This is a genomic window from Streptomyces sp. NPDC042364, assembly GCF_056437585.1.
This window is the reverse complement of record NZ_JBWKAJ010000001.1, coordinates 174,603-198,173: the sequence shown is the minus strand read 5'-3', so window position 1 is coordinate 198,173 and position 23,571 is coordinate 174,603. Positions and strand designations below refer to the sequence as shown.

General features: G+C 69.3%; 14 protein-coding genes and 1 pseudogene. 3 read left to right on the top strand and 12 right to left on the bottom strand.

Translation table 11 applies throughout. The features are described from left to right. Nucleotides 1-20: 20 nt before the first annotated feature. The 4 genes from AC067N_RS00795 to AC067N_RS00780 all read right to left on the bottom strand — a co-directional run bounded on the left by AC067N_RS00795 (nucleotide 21) and on the right by AC067N_RS00780 (nucleotide 9,074). Nucleotides 21-377 carry a 5-carboxymethyl-2-hydroxymuconate Delta-isomerase gene (locus tag AC067N_RS00795; RefSeq protein WP_478676711.1) on the bottom strand — a complete coding sequence of 119 codons (357 nt, stop codon included), beginning with the start codon at nucleotides 375-377 and terminating at the stop codon, nucleotides 21-23. A 45-nt stretch (nucleotides 378-422) separates the two neighbouring features. Continuing rightward, on the bottom strand, nucleotides 423-2,030 hold the full coding sequence (locus tag AC067N_RS00790; RefSeq protein WP_478677165.1) for a SpoIIE family protein phosphatase: 1,608 nt from the start codon (nucleotides 2,028-2,030) through the stop codon (nucleotides 423-425). 76 nt (nucleotides 2,031-2,106) lie between these two features. Beyond that, the gene (gene pulA / locus AC067N_RS00785) at nucleotides 2,107-7,533 is read right to left on the bottom strand and encodes a pullulanase-type alpha-1,6-glucosidase (protein ID WP_478676710.1); all 5,427 of its coding nucleotides are present in this window, start codon (nucleotides 7,531-7,533) and stop codon (nucleotides 2,107-2,109) included. Between the two features lie 158 nt (nucleotides 7,534-7,691). After that, nucleotides 7,692-9,074 (bottom strand): alpha-amylase, encoded by a 1,383-nt coding sequence (locus tag AC067N_RS00780; RefSeq protein WP_478676709.1) that lies wholly within the window; start codon nucleotides 9,072-9,074, stop codon nucleotides 7,692-7,694. A 331-nt stretch (nucleotides 9,075-9,405) separates the two neighbouring features. Between AC067N_RS00780 and AC067N_RS00775 the strand changes: the two genes are divergently transcribed. Further along, a complete protein-coding gene (locus AC067N_RS00775; protein WP_478676708.1) occupies nucleotides 9,406-9,810 on the top strand; it encodes a hypothetical protein in 405 nt (134 codons plus the stop codon). 70 nt (nucleotides 9,811-9,880) lie between these two features. On the opposite strand, the gene AC067N_RS00770 is transcribed toward AC067N_RS00775, so the two are convergent. From AC067N_RS00770 to AC067N_RS00755, 4 genes are all read right to left on the bottom strand, one after another. Then, nucleotides 9,881-11,563 (bottom strand): glycoside hydrolase family 13 protein, encoded by a 1,683-nt coding sequence (locus AC067N_RS00770; RefSeq protein WP_478676707.1) that lies wholly within the window; start codon nucleotides 11,561-11,563, stop codon nucleotides 9,881-9,883. A gap of 142 nt (nucleotides 11,564-11,705) precedes the next feature. Continuing rightward, nucleotides 11,706-12,617 (bottom strand): sugar ABC transporter permease, encoded by a 912-nt coding sequence (locus AC067N_RS00765; protein WP_478676706.1) that lies wholly within the window; start codon nucleotides 12,615-12,617, stop codon nucleotides 11,706-11,708. A 13-nt stretch (nucleotides 12,618-12,630) separates the two neighbouring features. Continuing rightward, nucleotides 12,631-13,635, bottom strand: coding sequence for a carbohydrate ABC transporter permease (locus AC067N_RS00760; RefSeq protein ID WP_478676705.1), 1,005 nt, complete (start codon nucleotides 13,633-13,635; stop codon nucleotides 12,631-12,633). A 157-nt stretch (nucleotides 13,636-13,792) separates the two neighbouring features. Beyond that, on the bottom strand, nucleotides 13,793-15,064 hold the full coding sequence (locus tag AC067N_RS00755) for an extracellular solute-binding protein (protein WP_478676704.1): 1,272 nt from the start codon (nucleotides 15,062-15,064) through the stop codon (nucleotides 13,793-13,795). A 464-nt stretch (nucleotides 15,065-15,528) separates the two neighbouring features. Here AC067N_RS00755 and AC067N_RS00750 point away from each other — a divergent pair, with 464 nt between their 5' ends. Beyond that, nucleotides 15,529-16,563, top strand: coding sequence for a LacI family DNA-binding transcriptional regulator (locus AC067N_RS00750; protein ID WP_478676703.1), 1,035 nt, complete (start codon nucleotides 15,529-15,531; stop codon nucleotides 16,561-16,563). A 132-nt stretch (nucleotides 16,564-16,695) separates the two neighbouring features. Next, nucleotides 16,696-17,559, top strand: a complete 864-nt coding sequence (locus AC067N_RS00745; RefSeq protein ID WP_478676702.1) for a phosphatase PAP2 family protein — start codon at nucleotides 16,696-16,698, stop codon at nucleotides 17,557-17,559. A 100-nt stretch (nucleotides 17,560-17,659) separates the two neighbouring features. Here the strand turns inward: AC067N_RS00745 and AC067N_RS00740 are convergent, their stop codons facing one another. From AC067N_RS00740 to AC067N_RS00725, 4 genes and pseudogenes are all read right to left on the bottom strand, one after another. Next, nucleotides 17,660-20,662, bottom strand: coding sequence for a bifunctional [glutamine synthetase] adenylyltransferase/[glutamine synthetase]-adenylyl-L-tyrosine phosphorylase (locus AC067N_RS00740; RefSeq protein WP_478676701.1), 3,003 nt, complete (start codon nucleotides 20,660-20,662; stop codon nucleotides 17,660-17,662). Between the two features lie 290 nt (nucleotides 20,663-20,952). After that, the gene (locus tag AC067N_RS00735; RefSeq protein WP_478676700.1) at nucleotides 20,953-21,363 is read right to left on the bottom strand and encodes a hypothetical protein; all 411 of its coding nucleotides are present in this window, start codon (nucleotides 21,361-21,363) and stop codon (nucleotides 20,953-20,955) included. A 139-nt stretch (nucleotides 21,364-21,502) separates the two neighbouring features. After that, a pseudogene (locus AC067N_RS00730) lies at nucleotides 21,503-21,589 on the bottom strand (glutamine synthetase); the annotation flags it as partial. 295 nt (nucleotides 21,590-21,884) lie between these two features. Further along, nucleotides 21,885-23,345, bottom strand: a complete 1,461-nt coding sequence (locus AC067N_RS00725) for a PIN-like domain-containing protein (RefSeq protein ID WP_478676699.1) — start codon at nucleotides 23,343-23,345, stop codon at nucleotides 21,885-21,887. Between the last annotated feature and the right edge of the window lie 226 nt (nucleotides 23,346-23,571).

Genomic DNA, 23,571 nt, shown 5'->3' with positions numbered 1-23,571 from the left:
GACTTCCGCGCCGGCAGACTCTAGGCCTCGAACTTCCGGTAGGAGGGGTCGAGGTCCCGTACTTCCGCCGAGGCGTGGAAGGACAGCCCGTCCGCCACCTTCACGTACTCCCGGAGCAGGCCCAGCACGTTCTCCGTCAGCGTCGCCTTCGTCTCGTCGGTGCGGCCCGCGAGCAGCCCCATCGTGACGTGCACGACCGCGTGCCCCTCGGTGTCGGGGCCCACCGTCGTGTCCTCGGTCCGCCGGAACTGCGTCTTGCATGCCTCCGGCTTGGCCGCGGCGGTCCGTACGACCTCCTCGTGCAGGGCCTTCGCGAACCCGGGCCGGTCGAAATCCCCGGAGAGTACGGCGGAGTAGTCCACGGAGATCTGCGGCATGGGTGCGCTCCTCGGCAAGGTGTTCCAGCGGCTGAAAAACTCAGCTCACCCTAGCCGGAGGCGGAGCGCCAGCATCGCGATGTCGTCGTCCCGGTCCCGCCCGAAGCAGTGCAGCAGGGTGTCGCAGAGGGCGGCGGTGCCGAGCGGGGCGTCCGCCGCGGCGGTCCGCAGGTGCTCCATGGACACGGCGAGGTCGATGCCGCGGGTCTCGATGAGCCCGTCGGTGACCATCAGGAGCCGGTCCGTGGGCCAGAGCGTCGTCTCCGTGGGCTCGGGCCGTTCGAGGCCGAGCCCGAGGAGCGGCCCGGAGGCGTCCACGTACTCGGCGTCGCCGGCCTCGTGGACGACCAGCGGCGGGATATGGCCGGCGTTGGCGACGCTCACACGTCCACTCCGGGGTTCGACCAGGGTGAGGCAGACCGTGGCGGTGACGTCGGGGTGGTGGTGCTGGAGCATCTGGTCGAGCCGGGCGGCCAGCGCACCGGGGTCGGCGTCCTCCACCGCGAAGGCACGCAGGGCGTGCCGGATCTCGACCATCACGGTGGCGGCCTCCAGGGAGTGCCCGACGACGTCGCCGACGGCGGTGAGGATGCCGCCGCGGGTGGAGACGGCCACGTAGAAGTCGCCGCCGATCTCGGTCTGGCGGGACGCCGGCACATAGCGGACGACCACTTCCAGACCGGGGAACTCGGGTACCTGCTTGGGCAGGAAGCTGTGCTGGAGGGTGAGGGCGACATGCCGCTCGACCTGGTACATGAGCAGCGGCTGCGCGGCGAACGCGGTGGCCTGGGCGAGCCGGGAGACGAGGCCGGTGGTGTCGGGGCACGTGCCGCCGGTGCCGTCCAGGGGCACGGCGACGCACACGGGGGCGCCGCCCTCCGTGCGGGCCAGCACCAGTCGGGCGTCCTCGCAGACGCCCGGCCGGAAGAATCCGGCGGGCCACAGCGGGGCGGGGACCACCGTGTCGTGCGCACCGGGGTCGGCCGCGGTGACGCGGCGGATGAGCCGGGCCACGGCGTCGTGGGCACTGGTGTCGGGGAGGGTGGTGCGGGCCCGGCCTCGGGAGGTGCCGCTGTAGAGTTCGCCGTTCTCGCCGAGGACGAACACGGCGGCCGGTGACCGGGTGAGCCGGGCGGCGCCCTCGGCGGCGGCCGCGGCCAGTTCCCCCAGGGTGCGGGCGGCCTGGACGTCGACGATGGTCTCGGAGAGCAGGGTGAGCCGGCGGACGAGGGCCTCGGCGCCGTTGCGCATCCGGGCGCCCCGTACGGCGGCGCGGACGACCGCCTGGATCTCCTCGGGTTCGGCGGGCACCGTCAGATAGGCCTCGCCGCCGGCGTCGAGGCCCCGGCAGCGGTCGCCGGGGGCGACGGCCGCGGCGGAGAAGTGGACCACGGGCAGGGCCGCCGTGGGGCGCCGTGCCTTGAGCCGGCGGCAGAGTTCGAAGCCGCTCATGTCGGGGAGACCCACGTCCACGAGGGCCACGTCGGGCAGTGCGCCCGAGCGGAGCCGTGCGTCGAGTTCGGTGAGGGCCTCCGCGGCGCTGGCCACGGGGACGACGCTGTGTCCGGCTCTGCGCAGCACCGCGCCCATGGCGTAGCGGCCGGCGGCCGCGTCGTCGACCACCAGAACGGTGGTGCGTCCTTCGTCGGCCATGAGACTCATACGGCTGCTCGTCCCTGAGGCTGGGGTGGTGCAGGCCCTCTCCACCTGCACCACCCAAGCTAGCGGCCTACCGGTTCGAGCGTGCGAATACGGCCACGGTCCGCCCCGGAACGGCGAACGTGCCGGATTCCGCCTCGTAGGAGGCGGACTTGACGGTAGAGTCCGCGCCCTCCGCCTGCACCGGGTGCAGGGCGTAGGCCGTTCCGGCCAGGTCCGTCACCGTCTGCTTCGCCTTTCCGGGGGTGGCGTTGAAGACGACGACCAGGTCGCCCAGTTCCATGGTGATCACGCCGGGGGTCTCGTCCTTGCCCGAGAGCGGGAAGGAGAGCTTCGACTGGACCTGTCCGGTGGTGTCGAGGGAGAAGTCGCCCTCCGTCGAACGGATGCGCAGCAGGTCCCGGTACGCGGCCGAGGCGCCCTCGATCTGGTCGCAGCCGACCGCGACCGAGGTCAGCAGGGGCTTGCCGTAGGGCCACTTGGACTTGTTGTCGGCTGCCGGGGGCAGACCGCGTCCGAAGCCGTTGCCGTCGCGGCAGTCCCAGTGGATCGCGTTGAACCAGTCGCCGCTGTCGTACGAGTTGCGGTCGAGGGACTTGGAGCGCAGCAGGTCGGTGCCCGCCTGGGAGAGGGCGGGGCCCTGGGAGAGGGCGGCCGTCGCCATGGCGAGGACCTGCATACGCGCCCGGTCGGCGGCGCTCGTCGACTTCGGCAGCTTGAAGGCCAGCGCGTCGAACAGCGACTCGTTGTCGTGGGCGTCGACGTAGGCGAGGGCGTCGCCCGGGGCGGCCGCGTAGCCGGCGGCGCTGCCGTTGTAGTCGACCTCGGAGCCCTTGACCTCCTTGCCGCTGGTGTCGGTGAACCGGTAGTTCGCGAGGTTGCCGCTCAGGCCGACCTTGACGAGGTCCTGGTAGTGCAGCAGCCGGGACTTCTGCTCGGCCGGGGTGCCGTTGCCCTCCGAGGAGTTGGGCTCGGTGTAGAGGCCGGAGGCGAAGCCCTGGACGCCCGGGTCCTCGTCGAAGGGGCCGCCGCCGCGGACGGCGTCACGGGCGCGGTCGGAGAAGGTGGCGATGCCCGTGCCGGCCATGTTCTTCTGCGTGGCCTGGGTGAAGCGGGCGTCGTCGGCGACCTCGCCGAAGTTCCAGCCCTCCCCGTACAGGATGATCTTCTTGCCGTCGACGCCGTCCCTGGCGAGGGTCAGGCCGTCCAGGGCCTTGCGGACGGCGAGGATGTTGGCCTTGGGGTGGTGGCCCATCAGGTCGAAGCGGAAGCCGTCGACCTTGTACTCCTTGGCCCAGGTGACGATCGAGTCGACGACGAGCTTGCCCATCATGGTGTTCTCGGGCGCGGTGTTGGCGCAGCAGGTGCTGGTCGCGACGGAGCCGTCGGCGAGGAGCCGCTGGTAGTAGCCGGGGACGACCTTGTCGAGGACGCTGGTCTTCGCCTGGCCGCTGGCCGTGGTGTGGTTGTAGACCACGTCCATCACGACCCGCAGCCCGTCGTCGTTGAGCGACTTGACCATCTTGCGGAACTCGACCGTGCGCCGCGTCCCGTCCGGGTCGGTCGCGTACGAGCCCTCGGGGACGGTGTAGTGGTACGGGTCGTAGCCCCAGTTGAACGCGTCCTTGGCGGCGGCCTTCGCCACGCACTCCTGCTGCTGGTCGGAGTCGGCGGCGTAGGAGCCGAGGTCGCAGTCGGGGGTCGTCTGGTCGGCCTTCCTCTCGGGGATGGTGGCGATGTCGAAGGCGGGCAGCAGGTGCACGTACGAGGTGCCGGCCTTCGCCAGCTGCCGCAGGTGCTTCGAGCCGGCGCTGTCCTTGTCGGTGAAGGCGAGGTAGGTGCCCTTGTCCTCGGCGGGGACGGTCTTGTCGGCGATCGAGAAGTCGCGGATGTGCAGCTCCTGGATCTGGGCGTCCTTCAGCGGTACGGCCCTGGGCTTGTCGTACGAGGTCCAGCCGCGCGGGGCGAGCGACCGGTCGGCGAGGTCGACGACCAGGCTCCGCTCGGAATCGGCGGTCAGGGCGACGGAGTAGGGGTCGGTGACCTTGTTGGTGACGACCTTGCCGACGCTCGGGGCCCACACCTTGACGGTGTACCGGTAGGGCTTGCCCTTCCAGGACGTGGGGCCGGTGACGGACCAGACGCCGGAGGCGCCGTCCCGCTTCATGGCCACGCTCCTGCCGTCCAGGTCGAGGGAGACCCGCTGGGCGGTGGGGGCCCAGACGGCGAGGGTGGGGCGGCCCTTGCGGAAGGTCGGGCCGAGGTCGGCGTCCGATCCGTCGTAGAGGTCGTCGAGGACCCCGGCGATCTGGACGCCGGTCGCCGCGAGCACGGCTCCGTTCGCGGCCCGCTGGGAGGCGACGAGCTGCCCGCGCAGGGCCTCGCGGACCCGGTCGCGGTCACGGGGGTCGACGGTCCAGGCGGTGTACGACCTCAGGTGCGGGAACCTCGCCTTCTGGGCGTCGGTGAGGGACGACTTGGTGAGGCGGAGCCGGCGCTCGTCGGTGCTGGTGAGCGCGCCCTCCTTCACCGCGATGGAGCCGGTGCGGGAGTACAGCAGCTGGGTGGAGGCGGCGGCCTCATTGCCGTTCCAGGCGAGGGTGTTCCGGTCGATCCAGACCGCCTTGGAGGTGGTCGGGTCGAGCGCGGCGGCGGACCCGGCCGGCTGCGGGAGCAGGTACTTCTCCTGGCCGCTCAGCAGCCACACCTCGTGCCCGTTCGCCTTGAGGTCGAGGGCCTGGTCGGCGGGGAGGTCCTTCTCGTCGCCCTTGTGGAGGATGTAGCTGAGACTGGTGGCGCCCTCGGCGAGCGGCACCTCGAAGACGGCGCCGTACGCGTCGGTCCGCACCGGCTCCAGGGGCTTGGACCACTCGGTGGGGTTGGCGGCGCCGGCCCAGACGTGCAGGCCCCAGCCGTCGTACTTCCCGTCGGCGCGGTGGTAGTGCAGGACCGCCTTGGACTTGTCCTGCTCGGGGTACTCGGCGGCCGGCCTCTCCGTGCGGACGGCCTCCTTGCCCTGCTCGACCCAGATCTCGCCCGTCCTGGTGACGTCGATGGAGCGGTCGGCGGAGACGTCCTTGTTTCCGTCCTTGTCGATGACGAGGTAGCCGACGTTCGAGGCGCCGGGCTTCAGCTTGACGTAGGCGAAGGCACCGTAGGCGTCCCGCCCGACGAAGTCGTGCCCCTCCGGCCAGGTCGTGCCCTCGCCCTCGGCGATGTCGCCCCAGGCGTACAGCCGCCAGTCGGTGTAGTCGCCGTCGGCGCGCTTGTAGTGGACGATCGCGTAGTCGCGGGAGGAGGCCGTGGGGATCTCGGGGGCGGGCGGGGTGCCCGTGGTGGAGGACGCCGTGGCGCTCGCGGTGCGGCCGGCCGAGTCGATCACGACGGCCTTGTAGCGCAGGGCCGTTCCGGCGGGGACGTCCTTGCCGACGGTGTGTGTGACCTTGTAGGGGGCGTGGTCGGCGGAGCCCAGCGTCTTCCACTTGCCGTTGCCGACCTGCGCGGCGAAGACGACCCGGTTGAGCTGCCCCCCGTCGACGTCGGCACTGATCTCGACGGTGCCGGTGGCGCCGGCCGCCGGGGCCTTGAGGGTGACGGACGGCTTGGCGGCGGGCTTGCCGAGCTTGCCGGCGGCCTTGAGGACGATGGACGAGCCGCCCGGGACGGTGACGGTGACCTTGCGGTCGGAGTCGCTCTTGACCTGGCTCTTCGTCCCGTAGATGCCCTTGAAGGTCATGCCCGCCGAACCGGTCGCGAACGTCGCCGACTTGGCGTCGTCCGCGTTGTTGAAGGCGACGACGTACTCGACGCCGGTCCGGGCGTCGGTGCGGGAGAAGGCGTAGACGCCCGCGCCGTCGGCCGCGTGGCGCTCGGTCTGGACGCCGTCGGCGAGCGCCGGGTTGGCCTTGCGGAGCTTCGCGAGCGCGCTGATCTGCCGGTAGAGCGGCGCCTTCGTGTCGTAGGCGTCCTTGGCGTGGGTGCGGTCGGTGCCCAGCTGGTCGTCGTCCAGGTAGTCGGCGACCTTGGAGGCGAACAGGGTCTGGCGGGCGTCCTTGTCGCCGCCCGCGCCGGTGAAGCCCTGCTCGTCGCCGTAGTAGACGACAGGGTTGCCGCGGCTGAGGAACATCAGCTCGTTGGCGAGCCGGTCCTTGGCGAGCAGTTCGGCGTCGCCGGCCTTGGGGTTGTCCTGCTTGAGGAACGTCCCGATGCGGCCCATGTCGTGGTTGCCGAGGAAGGTGACCTGCTCGTAGGCGTTGGCCTTGTCGGTCGTGTACCTGTAGTCGTCGCCGAAGACGGCGGCGAGCTTCTTGGCGCTGCCGCCCTGGGAGGCGTACGACCGTGCCGCGTCCTGGAAGGGGAAGTCGAGCGTGGAGTCGAGGCGGCCCTGGGTGACGTACGGGGAGGTCACGGAGGTGTCGGCGGAGTAGACCTCGCCGAACATGAAGAAGTCGTCCCGGCCCTTCTTCGCCGCGTAGGCGTCGAGCGCGGTCGCCCACCGGGTCCAGAACTCGGTGTTGACGTGCTTCACGGTGTCGATGCGGAAGCCGTCGATCCTGAAGTCCCTGACCCACTTCTCGTAGATCTTCTCCATGCCCTCGACGACCTCGGGACGCTCGGTCCACAGGTCGTCGAGCCCGACGAAGTCGCCGTAGGTGGCGGACTCGCCGGCCCAGGTGGAGTCACCCCGGTTGTGGTACATCGTGGGGTCGTTGAGCCAGGCCGGGACCTTGAGGTTCTTCTTCGAGGACGGGACGACGGGCGTCCGGGGGAAGGAGTCCCGGTCGACCTTCGGGAACGCCTTGGCGCCGTCGGCGTAGTCGGCGTCGTCGAAGGGCCTGCCGTCCTTGGTCAGGTAGGGGAAGGCGCCCTTGGAGAGGTAGTCGTAGGACTTCTCCTTGTAGTCGACGACGTCCGCCGTGTGGTTGGTGATGACGTCGAAGAAGACCTTCATGCCCTTGGCGTGGGCCTTGGAGATGAGGGTCTCCAGGTCCTTGTTGGTGCCGAAGTGCGGGTCGACCTTGGTGAAGTCGGTGATCCAGTAGCCGTGGTAGCCGGCGGAGGCGTTCTCCCCGGTGCCCTGGACGGGCTGGTTCTTGAAGATGGGGGCCAGCCAGATGGCGGTGGTGCCGAGGCCCTTGATGTAGTCGAGCCGCTTGGTGAGGCCCTTGAGGTCACCGCCCTGGTAGAAGCCCTTGTCGGTGGGGTCGTACCCGGTGGCGAGCCGGGAGCCGGTCAGTCCGCCCTTGTCGTTCGCCCTGTCCCCATTGGCGAAACGATCCGGCAGGACGAAGTAGAACTGCTCGCGGGTCAGGTCGTGGCGGGCGGGCTCGGCGGCCAGCTTCGCGTCGGACGGAGGCGGGGGCGGTGTGGCGGCCCCCGCCGCGAGCGGCTGGACGAGCGCGGCGGTCAGTGCGGTCACGGTGACCGCACTGACCACGGCGGCCCGTTCGGCGCGGGCGGTACGGCGCCTCGACGGCGTCGGCCATCTCGGTATCACAGAGGGACTCCTAGCGATGACGGCTCTGGGGGCGTTGTGAAGGTCCCGCACAACGCCCTCTGGGTGGGTCCGACCCCGCGCGACCGTATCGCCGCCGAAAGGTTTTCAGCAAGAGGCTTGAAAGCACCGGTAAGTGCTTTCAGTTCCGCCCGGGTGGGTCAACAGCCGGACTTACCGGCATAGATCGCCAGCGCCGTGTTGGATCCGAGCGTGGCGGTGAACTGGCCGGAGCCGTTCACGGTCACCGTCGTGTTGTTCTGGACGTTGCAGTACGTCCCGGCCGGGAGCGAGGTCTGGTACGTCCGGGTCAGGCTGCCCGACTCGTGGTTGATGGCCACGTAGCCCTTGCTGCCGCGTCCGAAGGCGATCGCGTCGCCCCCGTTGTCCCACCAGTTGGTGACGGCCTCGCCGCGTGTGGCGTTCCGGAAGGGCACCATGCGCATGATCTCCGGCCAGGCGTGCTGGCACTTCCAGCCGTCCTGCCAACAGGCGTTGACGGTACCGTTGTTGGGCGGCCCGGCGTCCGTGGAGGAGAACTCGTAGCCGGAGTTGATGTCCGGGGCGCCGTACGGGTACGCCAGCATGAAGACGTTGGCGAGGGTGTAGGTGGCGTTGTCCTTGTAGCTGAGGGTGGAGCCGTTGCGCTCGGTGTCGTGGTTGTCGACGAAGACACCGGCGACGGAGCTGTTCATGTAGCCCCAGCCCTCGCCGTAGTTCTTGAGGTAGGCGAGGTTCTCGTTGTTGAAGACCCGCTTGAGGTCGAACGCGTAGCGGAACTCCTGGACGTCCCCGTTGCCCGTGTACTCGGTGGGCTGGACGGCCTCGCCGGAGCCGTGGATGGCCTCCTGCTTCCAGTAGACCGACGGGTTGGTCAGCCGCGACTTGATGTTGGCGAGGTCGGCGGCCGGGATGTGCTTGGCCGCGTCGATGCGGAAGCCGTCGACACCGTGGCCGAGCAGGGTGTTCATGTACCCGGCGATGGCCGAGCGGACGTAGTCCTCCCCGGTGTCGAGGTCGGCGAGGCCCACGAGTTCGCAGTTCTGGACGTTCCCGCGGTCCTGGTAGTCGGTGATCTGCGCGGTGCAGTTGTCGAAGTCGAACGAGGAGTACAGACCGGGGTAGGTGTACTTGCTGTACGACGAGCCGCCGGTGCCGGTGCCGCTGCCCGCCGACATGTGGTTGATCACCGTGTCGACGACGACCTTCACCCCGGCGGCGTGACACGTGTCGATCATGTTCTTGAACGCGGTGGCGTCACCGAGCCGGCCCGCGATCCGGTAGCTCACCGGCTGGTACGACGTCCACCACTGCGAGCCCTGTATGTGCTCGGCGGGCGGGGAGACCTGGACGTATCCGTAGCCGTTGGGGCCGAGGGTGTTGGTGCACTCCTTGGCGACCGAGGCGAAGTCCCATTCGAAGAGGACGGCGGTGACGTCCTTGGTGCCGGGCGGGGAGGCGTACGCGCTGCCCGTGGGGACGGCGAGCGCGAGGGACGCGCCCGCCGCGAGGGCGAGCGCGCCGGAGAGGGTTCTGCTGGCCATGTGGGGTCCTTCTCCGTTGAAGGGGGTCCTGGGGAGTTCCGAAGGGGGTTCGGAAACGGGTCGGAAAGCAGGTGCGCAAGATCCGTTGCCGATTCTTGCTGCAAGATGGCTGAAAATTTTCAACCGCCCAGAAGGTACGAGCCAGTTCGTCAAACGGTCAACCCTCCTGACACACGTTCTTCACCGACGCGAAATGTCTTCACGGGCAAGGGGGTTGGGAAGGAGCCCTCGGTTCCCGAAGGCCGGGCGGCGCGCACTCGGGTCGGATACTCGGGGGGATCTGAGTATGTGCGCTCTGCCGGGCGGTCCGGGCGGCCGGAACGCTGAGGGCATGACTCGACGACAGAGCAACCCCGCCGCCCGGCTGTTGACGGTCCTCGTGCCGGCCGCGGCGTCATCGGTGATGTGGGCCGCCTGGCTGGGCTGGGACCAGCGGCGGGATGTGCACCCGGACGGTTCGACGACCGGGCCGTACGAGGCGTGGCAGGTGATCGGGCTGGTGCTGACCCTGCTGGCGGCGGTGTACTGGGCGGCGTCGCACCGCTACTTCGTGGGCGCGGTGGCCGGTACCACGGCCGGGCTGACCGTCGCCTCGTTCTACGACTGGTCGGACGACGCGAGCGGCCTCCACGGCATAGGCGTGGGCCTGGTGATGCTGGGGAGCCTCGCCGCGACCGCCACCGTCTGCGCGGTGATCGCCGCCGCTCAGGGAGACGGAGGCAGGGTCACGGCGTGACGGCCGGGCCCGCGGACGGCAGGAGGCCCGCCGCCCCTCTCGGGGCGGCGGGCCTCGGTGGTCGTGCCGGTCAGACGGTCGTCCACCACACCGTCGTGTCCGCCGGCAGCTTCGCCTCGTCCCCGACGACGGTCGGTTCTCCGCTGGCGACGAGCACCCGGCCGTACGCGGGGATCGTGACCGACTCCCCGGTGGTGTTGGCGACGCACACGAAGTCGCCGCGGCGGAAGGCGAGGACGCCCTCGGGCGCCTTCAGCCACTCGACGGAGTCGCCCGCGCCGAGGGCGGGCTGCTCGCGGCGGACGGCGAGCGCGGTGCGGTACAGCTCCAGGGTGGAGCCCTCGGCGCCCGTCTGCGCCTCGACGCTCAGGTCGCCCCACTCGGCGGGCTGCGGCAGCCAGGAGCCGCCCGCGCCGAAGCCGTACGAGGAGCCGGTGCGGGTCCACGGGATCGGCACGCGGCAGCCGTCGCGGAAGCCGTCCTGCCCCGCACCCCGGAAGTAGGCGGGGTCCTGGCGGACCTCGTCGGGGAGGTCCACGACGTCCGGGAGGCCCAGTTCCTCGCCCTGGTACACGTACGCCGAGCCGGGCAGCGCCAGCATCAGCAGCGTCGCCGCGCGGGCGCGCCTGAGGCCCAGCTCGCGGTCGCCGGCGAGGCGGATCTGCGTGCCGAGGCCCGGCTCGTTGGCGAAGCGGGTGGCGTGGCGGGTCACGTCGTGGTTGGACAGCACCCAGGTGGCGGGGGCGCCCACCGGGCGCATCGCGTCGAGGGTGCGGTCGATGACCACCTTCAGCTCGGCCGCGTCCCAGTCGGTGCCGAGGTACTGGAAGTTGAACGCCTGGTGCAGCTCGTCCGGGCGGACGTAGTTCGCCGTGCGCTCGACGGTGGGGGTCCACGCCTCGGCGACGAAGATGCGTTCCCCGGCGTACTCGTCGAGCACCAGCCGCCACTCGCGGTAGATGGCGTGCACACCGTCCTGGTCGAAGAACGGCATGACATCGTTGCCCAGCAGCTTGAGCTGCTCGTGGGATCCGAGGTCCGGGAGGCCCTCGGCCTTCACCAGGCCGTGCGCCACGTCGATGCGGAAGCCGTCCACGCCCATGTCGAGCCAGAAGCGCAGGATGGAGCGGAACTCGTCGCCGACGGCCGGGTGCTCCCAGTTGAAGTCGGGCTGCTCGGGGGCGAAGAGGTGCAGGTACCACTCCCCCGGCGTGCCGTCGGGCTCCGTCACCCGGGTCCAGGCCGGGCCGCCGAAGATCGACTCCCAGTCGTTCGGGGGGAGCTCGCCGTTCTTCCCCTTGCCGGGGCGGAAGTGGTAGCGGTCGCGCAGCGGCGAGCCGGGGCCCTCCGCCACCGCACGCTTGAACCATTCGTGCTGGTCGGAGGAGTGGTTGGGGACGAGGTCGACGATGACACGCAGACCCAGCCCATGGGCGTCGCGGATGAGGGCGTCGGCGTCCAGCAGATTGCCGAACATGGGGTCGACGGCACGGTAGTCCGCGACGTCGTAGCCGGCGTCGGCCTGCGGGGAGGCGTAGAAGGGGGACAGCCAGACGGCGTCCACGCCCAGGTCGCGCAGGTACGGCAGGCGGGAGCGTACGCCCTCCAGGTCGCCCATGCCGTCGCCGTTGCTGTCGGCGAAGCTGCGCGGGTAGACCTGGTAGATCACCGCGTCCCGCCACCAGTCGCGGCTGGGGGCGACGGTGGCGAGCGCGGAGTTGTCGGCCGGGTCGGTGGAGGAGTGCTGGCTCATGACGTCCTTGGTACGTAACGGAGGTGAGGGCATCGGTGTCTCGGGTCGGTTGACGAGGCGGCCGCGGTGACAGCGGGGTCGGATGGACACCGCGGCCGCCACCCGTACGGCAAGGCGTACGGGAGTCATCGGGGTGGCGGGCTCAGCCCTTGGTGCCGCCGGCGGTCAGCCCCGTCACCAGGTTCTTCTGCACCAGGTAGAAGAACCCGGAGACGGGGATCGCGACCAGGACCGCCGTGGCGAACATGAGGTTCTGCTGGGCGTCGTGCTCACTGACGAAGCTCTGCAGGCCGACCGCGAAGGTGTACTTCGTGTCCGACAGCATGAACGTCGAGGCAAAGGCGACCTCCCCGAACGCGGTGATGAAGCTGTAGAACGCGGCCACCGCCAGCCCGGGCTTGGCGAGCGGCAGGATCAGCCGCGCGAACGTGCCGAAGGGGGTCAGCCCGTCGACGCGTCCCGCCTCGTCGATCTCGAACGGGATCGTGTCGAAGTAACCCTTCAACAGCCAGGCGCAGTACGGCACGGCCGTCGAGCAGTAGACGAGGATGAGACCAAGGTAGCTGTCGACGAGCTGGAGTTCCGACAGGATCTCGTACATCGGCACCATCAGTACGGCGACCGGGAACATCTGGGTGACCAGGAGCACCCACATGAACTTGCGGTAGCCCGGGAACCGCATGCGGGAGACCGCGTAACCGGTGGTGGCGGAGATCAGCACACCGATGACGGTCGTGCCGAGCGACACCACGAGCGTGCTGACCAGCCAGTCGAAGAACGCCGTCTTCTGCAGCACGAACGCGTAGTTGTCGAGCGTCATCTTGCCGACGATGCGCCCGGGGTGCAGATAGTCGTCCTTGTCCGGGCCGAAGGAGAGGAAGACCAGCCAGGCGATCGGGAAGAGCGCGACCAGGCTCGCCACGATGAGGACGGCGTGCGAGGTGAGGGAACCGGCGAGGCTGCGCTCACCGCGCCCGCGCGACCGGCGCGCGGCGGCGGTCGGCGTGGGCGTGGGGTCCGCCGGAGCCGGGGTCTTGACGGTCGTGGTGCTCATGGGGGCTCCTGCCTCAGATCGCGAGCTGCTGCTCATCGCGGTTCAGCCAGCGGCGGTAGACGGAGGTGAAGACGATCAGGATGGCCAGCAGCAGGATGCCGTAGGCCGCCGACTGCGCGAAGTCACGCGGCTGCTGACCGAAGCCGAGGTAGTACGCCCAGGTCACGAGGATCTGTGCCTCGGGGGCGGTGTCGCCGAACAGCAGGAAGATGACGGCGAACTGGTTGAAGGTCCAGATCACCCCGAGCAGGACGACGGTGGAGCTGACGGACCGCAGACCCGGCAGGGTGACGTACCGGAAGCGCTGCCAGGCGCTCGCTCCGTCCATCTCGGCGGCCTCGTAGAGGGAGGAGTCGATGGACTGGAGGCCACCGAGCAGCGAGACCATCATGAACGGCACGCCGCACCAGGTGTTCACCATGATCGCGGCGAACCGCTGCCAGAAAGTGTCCTCCAGCCACAGTGGGGTCGGCAGGTGCAGGGCTTCGAGGCCGGCGTTGATGACGCCGCCGTCGGCGAGCATGAACCGCCAGCCGAACACGGTGACGAAGGTGGGCACGGCCCACGGCAGGACCAGGATCAGCCGGTAGAAGGTGCGGCCGCGCAGCTTCTGGTTGAGCAGCAGCGCCAGGCCGAGGCCGATGACGTAGTGCAGGGTGACGCAGAGCGCCGTCCAGACGATCGTCCAGATGAAGTGCGACCAGAAGCGGTCGTACGCGGTCGGGCCCCACAGGATGTCGGCGTAGTTGGCGAAGCCGATGAACTCGTAGGTCGCCTCGATGTGGTTGACGCCGATCGTGCGCGCCGAGTTGAGGCTGTTGGCGTTGGTGAGCGTGAGGTAGAAGCCGCGGACCAGCGGATACACCACGAGGACGCCGAGCACGACGACGACCGGGGCGATCATCGCGTAGGCGTACCAGTGGCGCTGGTAGGAGTGCTTCAGACGCGACAGCGGACCCGGGCGCCCGCCCGGCTCACCGCGGCGCTTGCCGGTCGCTCGGTCGATGGCGACTGTCATCGTTCGACACCTTCTGGAAGATCACTGGAAGATCGGGGCTGGGCTGGTACGCGGGCCGGTGCCGGCTGGTACGCGGGCCGGTGCCGGCTGGTACGCGGGCCGGTGGCCGCCGCGTCCGTCCCTCGACAGGTCGGTCGGACGCGGCGGCCACTCGGGGTCACTTGCTGTAGTCCGGGACCAGCTTGGCGATCGAGGTCTCCGCGCTGCTCAGGCCCTTGTCCAGGGACTTCTTGCCCCCGGCGATGGCGAGCAGTTCGGTGTCGAGCGGGCCCCACAGCGAGCTGTACTCGGGCAGCTCGGGACGCGGCTGGGCGGCGGCGAGGACCGTCTGGTAGCCGGCGATGCCCGGGTCGGCCTTGACCTCGGTGGTGTAGGCGTCGTCCCGCGTGGGCAGCGTGGAGTTCTTCAGGGCGATGGTCTCCTGGGACTTCGCCGAGGTCATGAACTTCACGAACTTCAGCGAGGCCTCCTGGTGCGCCTTGTCGGAGCCGGCGTAGACCGAGAGGTTGTGGCCGCCGGTCGGGGCGCCCGGCTTGCCGGTGGAGCCGGCCGGGACGGTGGCGATGCCGAGGTTGGCCTTGTCCTTGAACGCGGAGCCCTTGTAGAAGTTGGTGATCTCCCACGGGCCCTGGACGATCGAGGCGACCTTGCCGTTGACGAAGGCGTCCTGGATGTGGGCGTAGGCGTCGGCGGTGGTGTCCGCCTTGTGCAGGCCCTTGCCGTCGAACAGGCCCAGCCAGGTCTCGTAGCCCTTCACGGCCGCGGGGGACTTGACCGTGATCTTCTTGGCTGCGACGTCGACGGTGTCGGCGCCCTCGCCGTAGAGGAAGGACTGGGCGTAGTACGCCTGGGTGGAGCCCCAGTAGCCGTCGACGCCGGTCTTGCTCTTGACGGTGGCGGCGGCCTTCTTCAGGTCGGCCCAGGTCTTGGGGGCCTCCTTGATGCCGGCCTTCTCGAAGAGCTCCTTGTTGTAGACCAGCGCGAGGGTGTCGGTGACGAACGGCACGCCGTAGGTCTTGCCGTCGTACTGGGCCTGCTTGATCAGGTTGGGCTGGAACTTGTCCTGGTCCGCGAGGGCCTCCGTGCCGTCCAGCGGCAGGAAGAAGCCCTTCTTCGCGAACGCGGGCGTCCAGCCGACCTCGGAGCGCAGGATGTCCGGGGCGCCCTTGGAGCCGGCGGCGGTGTCGAACTTGTTCTGCGCCTGGTCGAAGGGCACGTTGACGTACTTGACCTTGATGTCCTTGTTGGCGGCCTCGAACTCCTTGACCAAGGCCTTGTACGTCGGTGCCTCATTGGTGGCGTTGGACGTGTCCCACCAGGTGATGGTGACCGGACCGCCGGCCGAGTCGCCGCTGTCACTTCCGCCGCAGGCCGTCGCCGCGAGGGCGAGGGACGCCACCAGCGCGGTGGCCGCTATGCCACGCCGCATGAGATCTCCTTGAGGGTTAAGCCCGTGTGCTGGGAGGAGGGCCCCGTCCGCCGCTCCTGCCGAGGTGCCGGCGCGCCGTTGCCGCCGCCGGGCGTGGCCGAACGTAACAGCGATGTAAGCCGGACGAAAGACCTTGCTGCAAAAAAATGCAAGAAGCGGTGATGGTTACCCCGCCGTGACCTGCGCTCAATGGGCCCGCAACCCCGCATCAGAGCCGATCAAGGGGGGTTCGCGCGGCCGTGAAAGACTCTGCAAGCTCTTGCCACAACTGGGCGAGTACGGGAATCATCAGCCCGTCAGCTCTTGCGAAAGCCATCTCTTTCACGCAGGGGCGCCCCCACGGACACCGACCAGAATCACGAGGGACCGCGATGACGCAGCAGCCCGCAGTGGGCCGCACCCCTGCCCGCACCCGGCGACGGGCCGGTGTGCAAGCGGATGCCCGGCCGGTACAGTCCGGTGCTGTGACCACACGGCTTGCCGACATCGCAGCCCAGGCGGGGGTCAGCGAGGCGACTGTCAGCCGCGTCCTGAACGGGAAGCCGGGCGTCGCCGCGACCACTCGCCAGTCCGTCCTTGCCGCACTCGACGTACTGGGCTACGAGCGGCCGGTACGGCTGCGGCAGCGCAGCGCGGGGCTGGTGGGCCTCATCACCCCGGAGCTGGAGAATCCCATATTCCCGGCGTTGGCGCAGGTCATCGGCCAGGCGCTGACGCGGCAGGGTTACACCCCGGTGCTCGCCACCCAGACCCCCGGCGGATCGACCGAGGACGAGCTGACCGAGATGCTCGTCGACCGCGGTGTCGCCGGCATCATCTTCGTCTCCGGTCTGCACGCGGACACCTCCGCGGACATGCAGCGCTACGAGCAGCTGCGCGCGCAGGGCGTGCCCTTCGTGCTCGTCGACGGCTTCTCCCCCAAGGTGCAGGCCCCTTTCATCTCACCGGACGACCGTGCGGCGATGAGCCTCGCGGTGACGCACCTGGTGTCACTGGGGCACACCCGGATAGGTCTGGCCCTGGGGCCCAAGCGGTTCGTCCCGGTACAGCGCAAGATCGAGGGGTTCGTCCGCACGATGCAGGAGCAGTTGGGCCTGGATGGCATGGACATCGAGTCCGAGCTGGTCCAGCACTCCCTCTACACCCTGGAGGGCGGTCAGGCGGCGGCGATGGCGCTCATGGACCGGGACTGCACGGCGGTGGTGTGCGCGAGCGACATGATGGCGCTGGGCGCGATCCGGGCGGCCCGGCAGCGGGGTCTGGAGGTCCCCCGGGACGTCTCGGTGGTCGGCTTCGACGACTCCCCCTTGATCGCCTTCACCGATCCGCCCCTGACGACGATCCGCAAGCCGGTCCCCGCCATGGGGCAGGCTGCGGTGCGCACGTTGCTGGAGGAGATCGGCGGGACGCCGGCGCCGCACAGTGAGTTCGTGTTCATGCCGGAGCTGGTGGTGCGGGGGTCCACGGCTTCGGCTCCTGGGGACCGTAGTCGTACCTGAGTCGGAGAAATCGGGGGCGGGTGCCCTACGTGCGTATGAGGGGTGCCCCCGCGCTACCCCGAAGAACGTGCGGAGAGAACCCGACCAGAGGATGATCGGTGGGGGATGGCTTATCTGGCAGACTCTGTGCCCATGGGTGACACGACCGTGACGACACTGGAGGAAGGCCGGGAGCAGGCCGCTCCGCGGTCCGTCACGGACGCGCCGGAGCAGGGGCTTCTGCACCGGCTGAGAGCCCCTCGTCGCCCACGTCTCTGGTTCGAGATCCTGCTGATCGCGGTGAGCTACTGGACGTACTCACTGATCCGCAACGCGGTCCCGGAGCAGAAGGAGAAGGCCCTCGCCAACGCCGACTGGATCTGGAAGGCGGAGCACCACCTCGGGATCGCCGTGGAGCAGACGGTCAACCATGCCGTGAACTCGGTCACATGGCTGATCGTCGGTATGAACTACTACTACGCGACGCTGCACTTCGTCGTCACGCTCGGTGTCCTCGTGTGGCTCTACCGTAGCCACCCCGGCCGTTACGCCGCGACGCGTCTGGTGCTGTTCGCGACGACGGCGGTGGCCCTGGTCGGCTACTACTTCTATCCCCTGGCCCCGCCCCGTCTGATGACCGGCGAGAACTTCATCGACACGGTCGTGGTGCACCAGACCTGGGGCTCCATGGCCTCCGGCGACCTGAAGAACATGTCGAACCAGTACGCGGCCATGCCCTCCATGCACATCGGCTGGTCCCTGTGGTGCGGTCTGACGATCTTCGCGCTGGCCTCGGTGCCGTGGGTGCGGGTGCTGGGTCTCCTCTACCCGACGCTGACGCTGGTCGTGATCGTGGCCACCGCCAACCACTTCTGGCTCGACGCGGTCGGCGGCTTGATCTGCCTGGCCTTCGGCTACGGGGTGGCGCGGCTCTGGTACGGATCGATGCCGTACGCGCTGCCGCGCGAGGTGACCGCGGGCGACGGGGGCCGGCTGTTGGCGCCGGTGAAGGCATAGTCCCGGTCGCTTGTCAGGGGCGCGGGGAACTGCGCGGACAACCCCCACCCACCGCACCCGCCGAACGAACCCGCGCCCCCGAGTCGCAAGGGCCCAGCCCTCACGTGCCGTAGAACAAGTCCTCCACCACCGCCCGCGCCCGCCGCGTGGTCCTGCGGTAGTCGTCGAGCATGTCGCCCACGTGCCCGGGGCCGTACCCCAGGTAACGACCGACCGCGGCCACCTCACGGCTGTCGGAGGGGAACGTGTCGCCGGCCCGGCCGCGGACGAGCATGACCGCGTTGCGCACCCGGGTCGCGAGGACCCAGGCCTCGTCGAGGGTCGCCGCCTCCTCGTCCGTGACGAGGCCGGCCTCCCGGGCGGCGTCGAGCGCGGCCCGGGTGCGGGTGGTGCGCAGGGCCGGCTCGCGCCGGCCGTGGCGGAGCTGGAGGAGCTGGACGGTCCACTCGACGTCCGAGAGACCGCCGCGGCCGAGCTTGGTGTGGAGCGTCGGGTCGGCGCCCCGCGGAAGCCGCTCCGACTCCATACGGGCCTTGAGCCGGCGGATCTCCCGGACCGCGTCCTCCCCGAGGCCGTCCGCCGGATAGCGGAGCGGGTCGACGAGTTCGACGAAGCGACGGCCGAGGTCCGGGTCGCCTGCGACCGGTTCGGCCCGCAGCAGGGCGTGGGACTCCCAGACCAGCGACCACCGGCGGTAGTACGCCTCGTAGGACTTGAGGGTCCGTACCAGAGGACCGGACTTGCCCTCGGGCCGCAGGTCGGCGTCGATGAGGAGCGGCGGGTCGGCGCTGGGGAGCTGGAGCAGGCGGCGCATCTCCGCCACGACCGCGTTCGCCGCGCGGGCCGCCTCCTGCTCGTCGGCCCCCTCCCACGGCTCGTGGACGAACAGGACGTCGGCGTCGGAGCCGTAGCCCAGTTCGTGGCCGCCGAAGCGGCCCATGCCGATGACGGCGAACCGGGTGGGAAGGGTGTCGCCCCAGCCCTCGCGGACAACCGCGCGGAGGGTGCCCGCGAGGGTCGCCGCGGTGATGTCGGAGATCGCGCCGCCGACCAGGTCGACCAGCGCGCCCTGGTCGGCGGTGGCCGGAAACGCCTCGGTGCCGTAGGAGCCGACGATGTCCGCGGCGGCCGTACGGAACAGTTCGCGGCGCCGTACGCCGCGCGCGGCCGTGACGCCCTGGGCGGCGCCGTCGGCGCGGCCGACGGCGGCGAGGATCTCCTGTTCCAGGTGGGCGCGTCCGCGGGGTTCGAGGCCCCCGGCGCCGCCGTCCCCGTCGCCGAGGAGGGCGACGGCCTCGGGGGCGCGCATGAGGAGGTCGGGGGCGAGGCGCCCGGCGGACAGGACCCGGGCGAGGTTCTCGGCGGCGGCGCCCTCGTCGCGCAGCAGCCGCAGATACCAGGGAGTCTTGCCGAGGGCGTCGGAGACCTTGCGGAAGTTCAGGAGTCCGGCGTCCGGGTCGGCCGAGTCGGCGAACCAGCCCAGGAGGACCGGCAGGAGGGTGCGCTGGATGGCGGCCTTGCGGGTGACGCCGGAGGCCAGGGCCTCCAGGTGGCGCAGGGCGGAGGCCGGGTCGGCGTAGCCGAGGGCGACGAGGCGTTCGCGGGCCGCGTCGGCGCTCAGCCTCGCCTCCCCGGGCGCGAGCTGGGCGACGGCGTCGAGGAGCGGGCGGTAGAAGAGCTTCTCGTGCAGTCGCCGTACGACGGCCGCGTGGCGCCGCCACTCGCGGTTCAGCTCGGCGACCGGCTCGGTGCGCAGCCCCAGCGAGCGGCCGATGCGCCGCAGGTCGTTCTCGCCCTCGGGGACGAGATGGGTGCGGCGCAGCCGGTAGAGCTGGATGCGGTGTTCCATCAAGCGCAGGAAGCGGTAGGCGGCGTCGAGCTGGGCGGCGTCGGTGCGTCCCACGTACCCGCCGGCGGCCAGCGCGCCCAGCGCGTCGAGGGTGGTGCCGCTGCGCAGCGAGGTGTCGGCGCGCCCGTGGACCAGCTGAAGCAGCTGCACGGCGAACTCGACGTCCCGCAGACCGCCCGGCCCCAGCTTCAGCTGGCGGTCGATCTCGGCGGCCGGGATGTTCTCGACGACCCTGCGGCGCATGCGCTGCACGTCGGCGACGAAGTTCTCCCGCTCGGCGGCCTTCCACACCAGGGGTTCGAGCGCGGCGATGTACTGCTCCCCCAGCTCCATGTCCCCGGCCACCGGCCGGGCCTTCAGCAGTGCCTGGAACTCCCAGGTCTTCGCCCACCGCTGGTAGTACGCGAGATGGCTGCTGAGCGTCCGTACGAGCGGGCCGTTGCGGCCCTCGGGCCGCAGGTTGGCGTCGACGGGCCAGATGCTGCCCTCGACGGTCGTCTCGGAACAGATCCGCATCATGTGCGAGGCGAGCCGGGTGGCGGCGCGAACGGCCTTCTGCTCGTCGGCCCCGTCCGCGGTCTCCCCGACGAAGATGACGTCGACGTCGGAGACGTAGTTCAGTTCGTGGCCCCCGCACTTGCCCATCGCGATCACCGCGAGCCGGCACAGCGCCGCGTCCTCGGGCGCGGCGTCCCGCGCCATGGCGAGGGCCGCGCGGAGGGTGGCGGTGGCGAGGTCGGCGAGTTCGGCGGCCGCCTGGGCGACGTCGGTGGTGCCGCACACGTCGCGGGCCGCGATGGACAGCAGACAGCGGCGGTAGGCGACCCGGAGGGAGACGGGGTCGGTGGCCCCGGCGAGGCCGCGCTCGAACTCCTCGACCCCCGGATGCAGGTCGTGCGGCTCGTACGTCACGAGCGCCTGCCAGTCGTGCGAGTGCCGGGCGAGATGCTCGCCCAGCGCGGCGGACGCCCCGAGCACCCCGAGCAGCCGGTCCCGCAGCGGCTTCGCCGCTATCAGGGTGTCCAGCACCTTGCGCCGGTCCGTGTCGTCCGGCTGCGCCTCCAGCAGCCGGACGAGACCCGCCAGCGCGAGATCGGGATCGGCGGTGGCCCCCAGCGCGTCCAGCAGCACCGGATCACTCCGTACGGCCGCCAGCTCCGTGCTCTCCAGCAGCCGCTCGGCCGCCGAGGGGTCCGTGAATCCGTGCCGCAGCAGTCGCGAGAACGTGCTGCTCCTGCGCCCCGGCGCCGTCATCTCCGGCCTCCCGTGTCGATCGAGCCCGATCAAGGTCGTACGGGCTGAGCCTAACCGGAGTACCTGGGGGAAGCGTCGGCCGGACGGGGTCGGCCGGGCCGGGCGGGTCGATCGGCCACCAGGAGCGGAGCCGGCCCCTGCCTCCCGTGCGCGATGCGACGCCGCGTCGCACCGGGCCGTACCCGCCCCGTCCTGACCGGCGCGCGACGAGAGCGGCCGGACCCCGGCAGCAAAGGGCACGGGCCACGCATCTCAGCGCCAACATCTCGGCGCCGGCCGCGGGCCGCGCGTCACACGGTCCCCGTCGCGGCGTACCGGCAGCCTTCCAGACGGCGGTACCACCAGACGTGGGGGCGCCATTCCCGGCGTACGTCGGCGAACGGGTCGGGGAGGGTGCGCTCCAGGTAGACGGCGTCGAGGGCGGCGACCAGGCGGCCCAGCTCGGCGCGGGGCCGGCGTGGCAGGTTCCGCAGGACGATGCCGAGGACATCGCGGGTGTGTCTGATGTCGCGGAGGGAGCAGCCGCGGCACGAGCAGTCGTCCAGGAAGGGGTAGCGGGTCCGCCGGCCAGGAGGTGTCAGAAACGCCCGGTAACGCCGGAGGGCACGGTCGGTGACGCCGGGGAAGACGTGGTAGTCGTTCGACAGGGCCTCGAACCGGTGGACGGCGAGGCTGGTCCGGGCCGGCCGGTTACGCGGCATCGGCCTTTCGGTGCGGGGTGGACGGTGCAGTCATGGGCACATCATGCCTGACCCGGGGCGGGCGCAGCAGTGGGGGACGACAGTCCATGACCGTCGCCCCCCACCCGCCGCGTCAGCGGCAGAGGTCTCCGACCTGCGCCTACAGCACCGGCAGGTTCTTGCGCAGCTCGAACGCGGTGACCTCGGAGCGGTACTCCTCCCACTCCTGCTTCTTGTTGCGCAGGAAGTGGTGAGGGATGGGAGCCACCTCGGGCGAGCGGCCTCGGTGCAGCGCTGGCTGCCCGCCGAGGGGCCGTCGGTGGTCGTTGTTGGTCGCCCTGGGCCGCCCTTCGACGGCCCACAGGCGGCCCGGCTTTGAAGTGGGACAGACCGTTGAGTTCGATCCGAGCGCCACCCAGTGGCGCTGCTACCCGGTCAGGCCGACCGCCCCGGGCCGAGCAGTGGTACCCGCGTCCGCCGCCGTTGATGTCAGTTATAGATGCAGAGCTGCTGTAGCGAAGCACGAGGCGGCAGCTCACGCATTACAGCAAACTAAAGCGAAGCTCGATATCAAAATTCCCTCTAGCGTCAAAATCTCCCATGACGGCGTAAACGAATTCAACTCCAGAATCCGGGCTAGAGGCATAATAGACGACAATGGGTGTCAGGTTAGCGAGCGGGACATTGTTGAAGTTGAGCATATCGCGTGAAGCGTTGATGGCTGAGCCAATCCTCTTCAATCGCTGGGAAGACAGCATCCGTGTAGATTCGCGCCCCGGAGAGGTCCTCATGGGAATGAGCAGAAGACCATCGAAGATCGGGCATTGCATTCCATCTACATTCAGGGCGTCACCGCCAATGTCCGCGACTCGTTCCGCCAGTTCTTCCATGACCAACTCGGACATCGTAAAGCCATACGGCGACCTAGCCTTTAGGCCACTCACTTGATGGACGGTCGTTGCACGGGCATGGGCCGCTTCTATCGCCGTGAGGATTGCATTTCGGAGAAGCGCTGGAAGTGCATCGAAGTCGACACTTCTTTCGCGACTTGCTAGGTCACTGACGGAGCGTTCGTCCACCTTGAGCTTGAAGGCGCTGGAGGCCTCTGCTAGAAGCTGACTCGGGGTCATCATGAATAGCTCAACCCCCGCTCCTCTACGCATCTCGCTTCGCAGTTCCATCCGTGGGCGGGCGAGATGTTGTCCTGCCCGTGGCGTCCACCAGTCCTCTTTCACGTCCCCTGTGATGAGCAAGACGTCTTCCCTGACCTTCGCCGCTTCATCGATGACCTGCTTCCAGATTATGTAATCTCCGGCAGCCTGGTCGTCTGGCTTCGAGGCATAGTCGGCGTAACCCGGCGGTATTTCCCTGTCTGCGCGACGCTTCGCCTCCGCCACAGCCTCTGCGTATTCATCGGGAGGCAGGGGGGAACCAATCCTGCCGAGCAGCAATGGGTCCAGTTGCACTAGAATCGGGTCAGTATGCGTAGAGTCCGTTCCCTCTACGGCGTCACTTTCCGCTTGCCTTTCAATATATCTCTTCATCTCCTCAAGGGATCCTTCAATTTGATCCCTATAGCCTTTGATTCTCTGGTTGGCCGCATCGTCGGTGTCTAGGTGCACATCTTTCAGCCAGCGGTCCGCAGCGTCACTCAATGATCGCAACGCTTTGTCAACTGCAGCACAGGCGGTCCGGGCTTTCGCTCGATGGTGACCTTTGACGGAAGGTAGGTCACGGTTCCGCCAGAACTCGGACAGCACTTGATGGGGAATCCACAATCGCTCTTGCAGGCGGTAGAGCACCGCAAAGGTATCCCTGCGGGTCCTCTCGTTGGATCGGTACAAATTGATTAATACATTCGTGTCGAGAACTATCATGCCCGAGTTGAACAGGTTCTTGTAATCGACGCTTGTGGGTGTTTTATGCGCTTCCTCGCAATCAAAAATTCCAAGCCGTTCAGCGCTTTCCTGCGCCCCTGCGTCAGGAAGCTGCGATGCGTCCATCTGATCCCTCTTTGTTGCTCTCCCCTTGCTTTCCGAAGCTCAGTCTTTCACTGAATCAGGCTGAGGGTGGGCTGTTTGGTGAAGGATGAGCAGCAAGAGCGAGGGCTGCATGGGTCTTCGTAGCTGCGGCTACCACGCTGCCTCCGGTGGCCAGAGCCACGCCGACATCAGCGGGACTTTGATCCGGCTCATCTTGTGCCCGCGGATGGCGTCCCGCCCTCGCCAG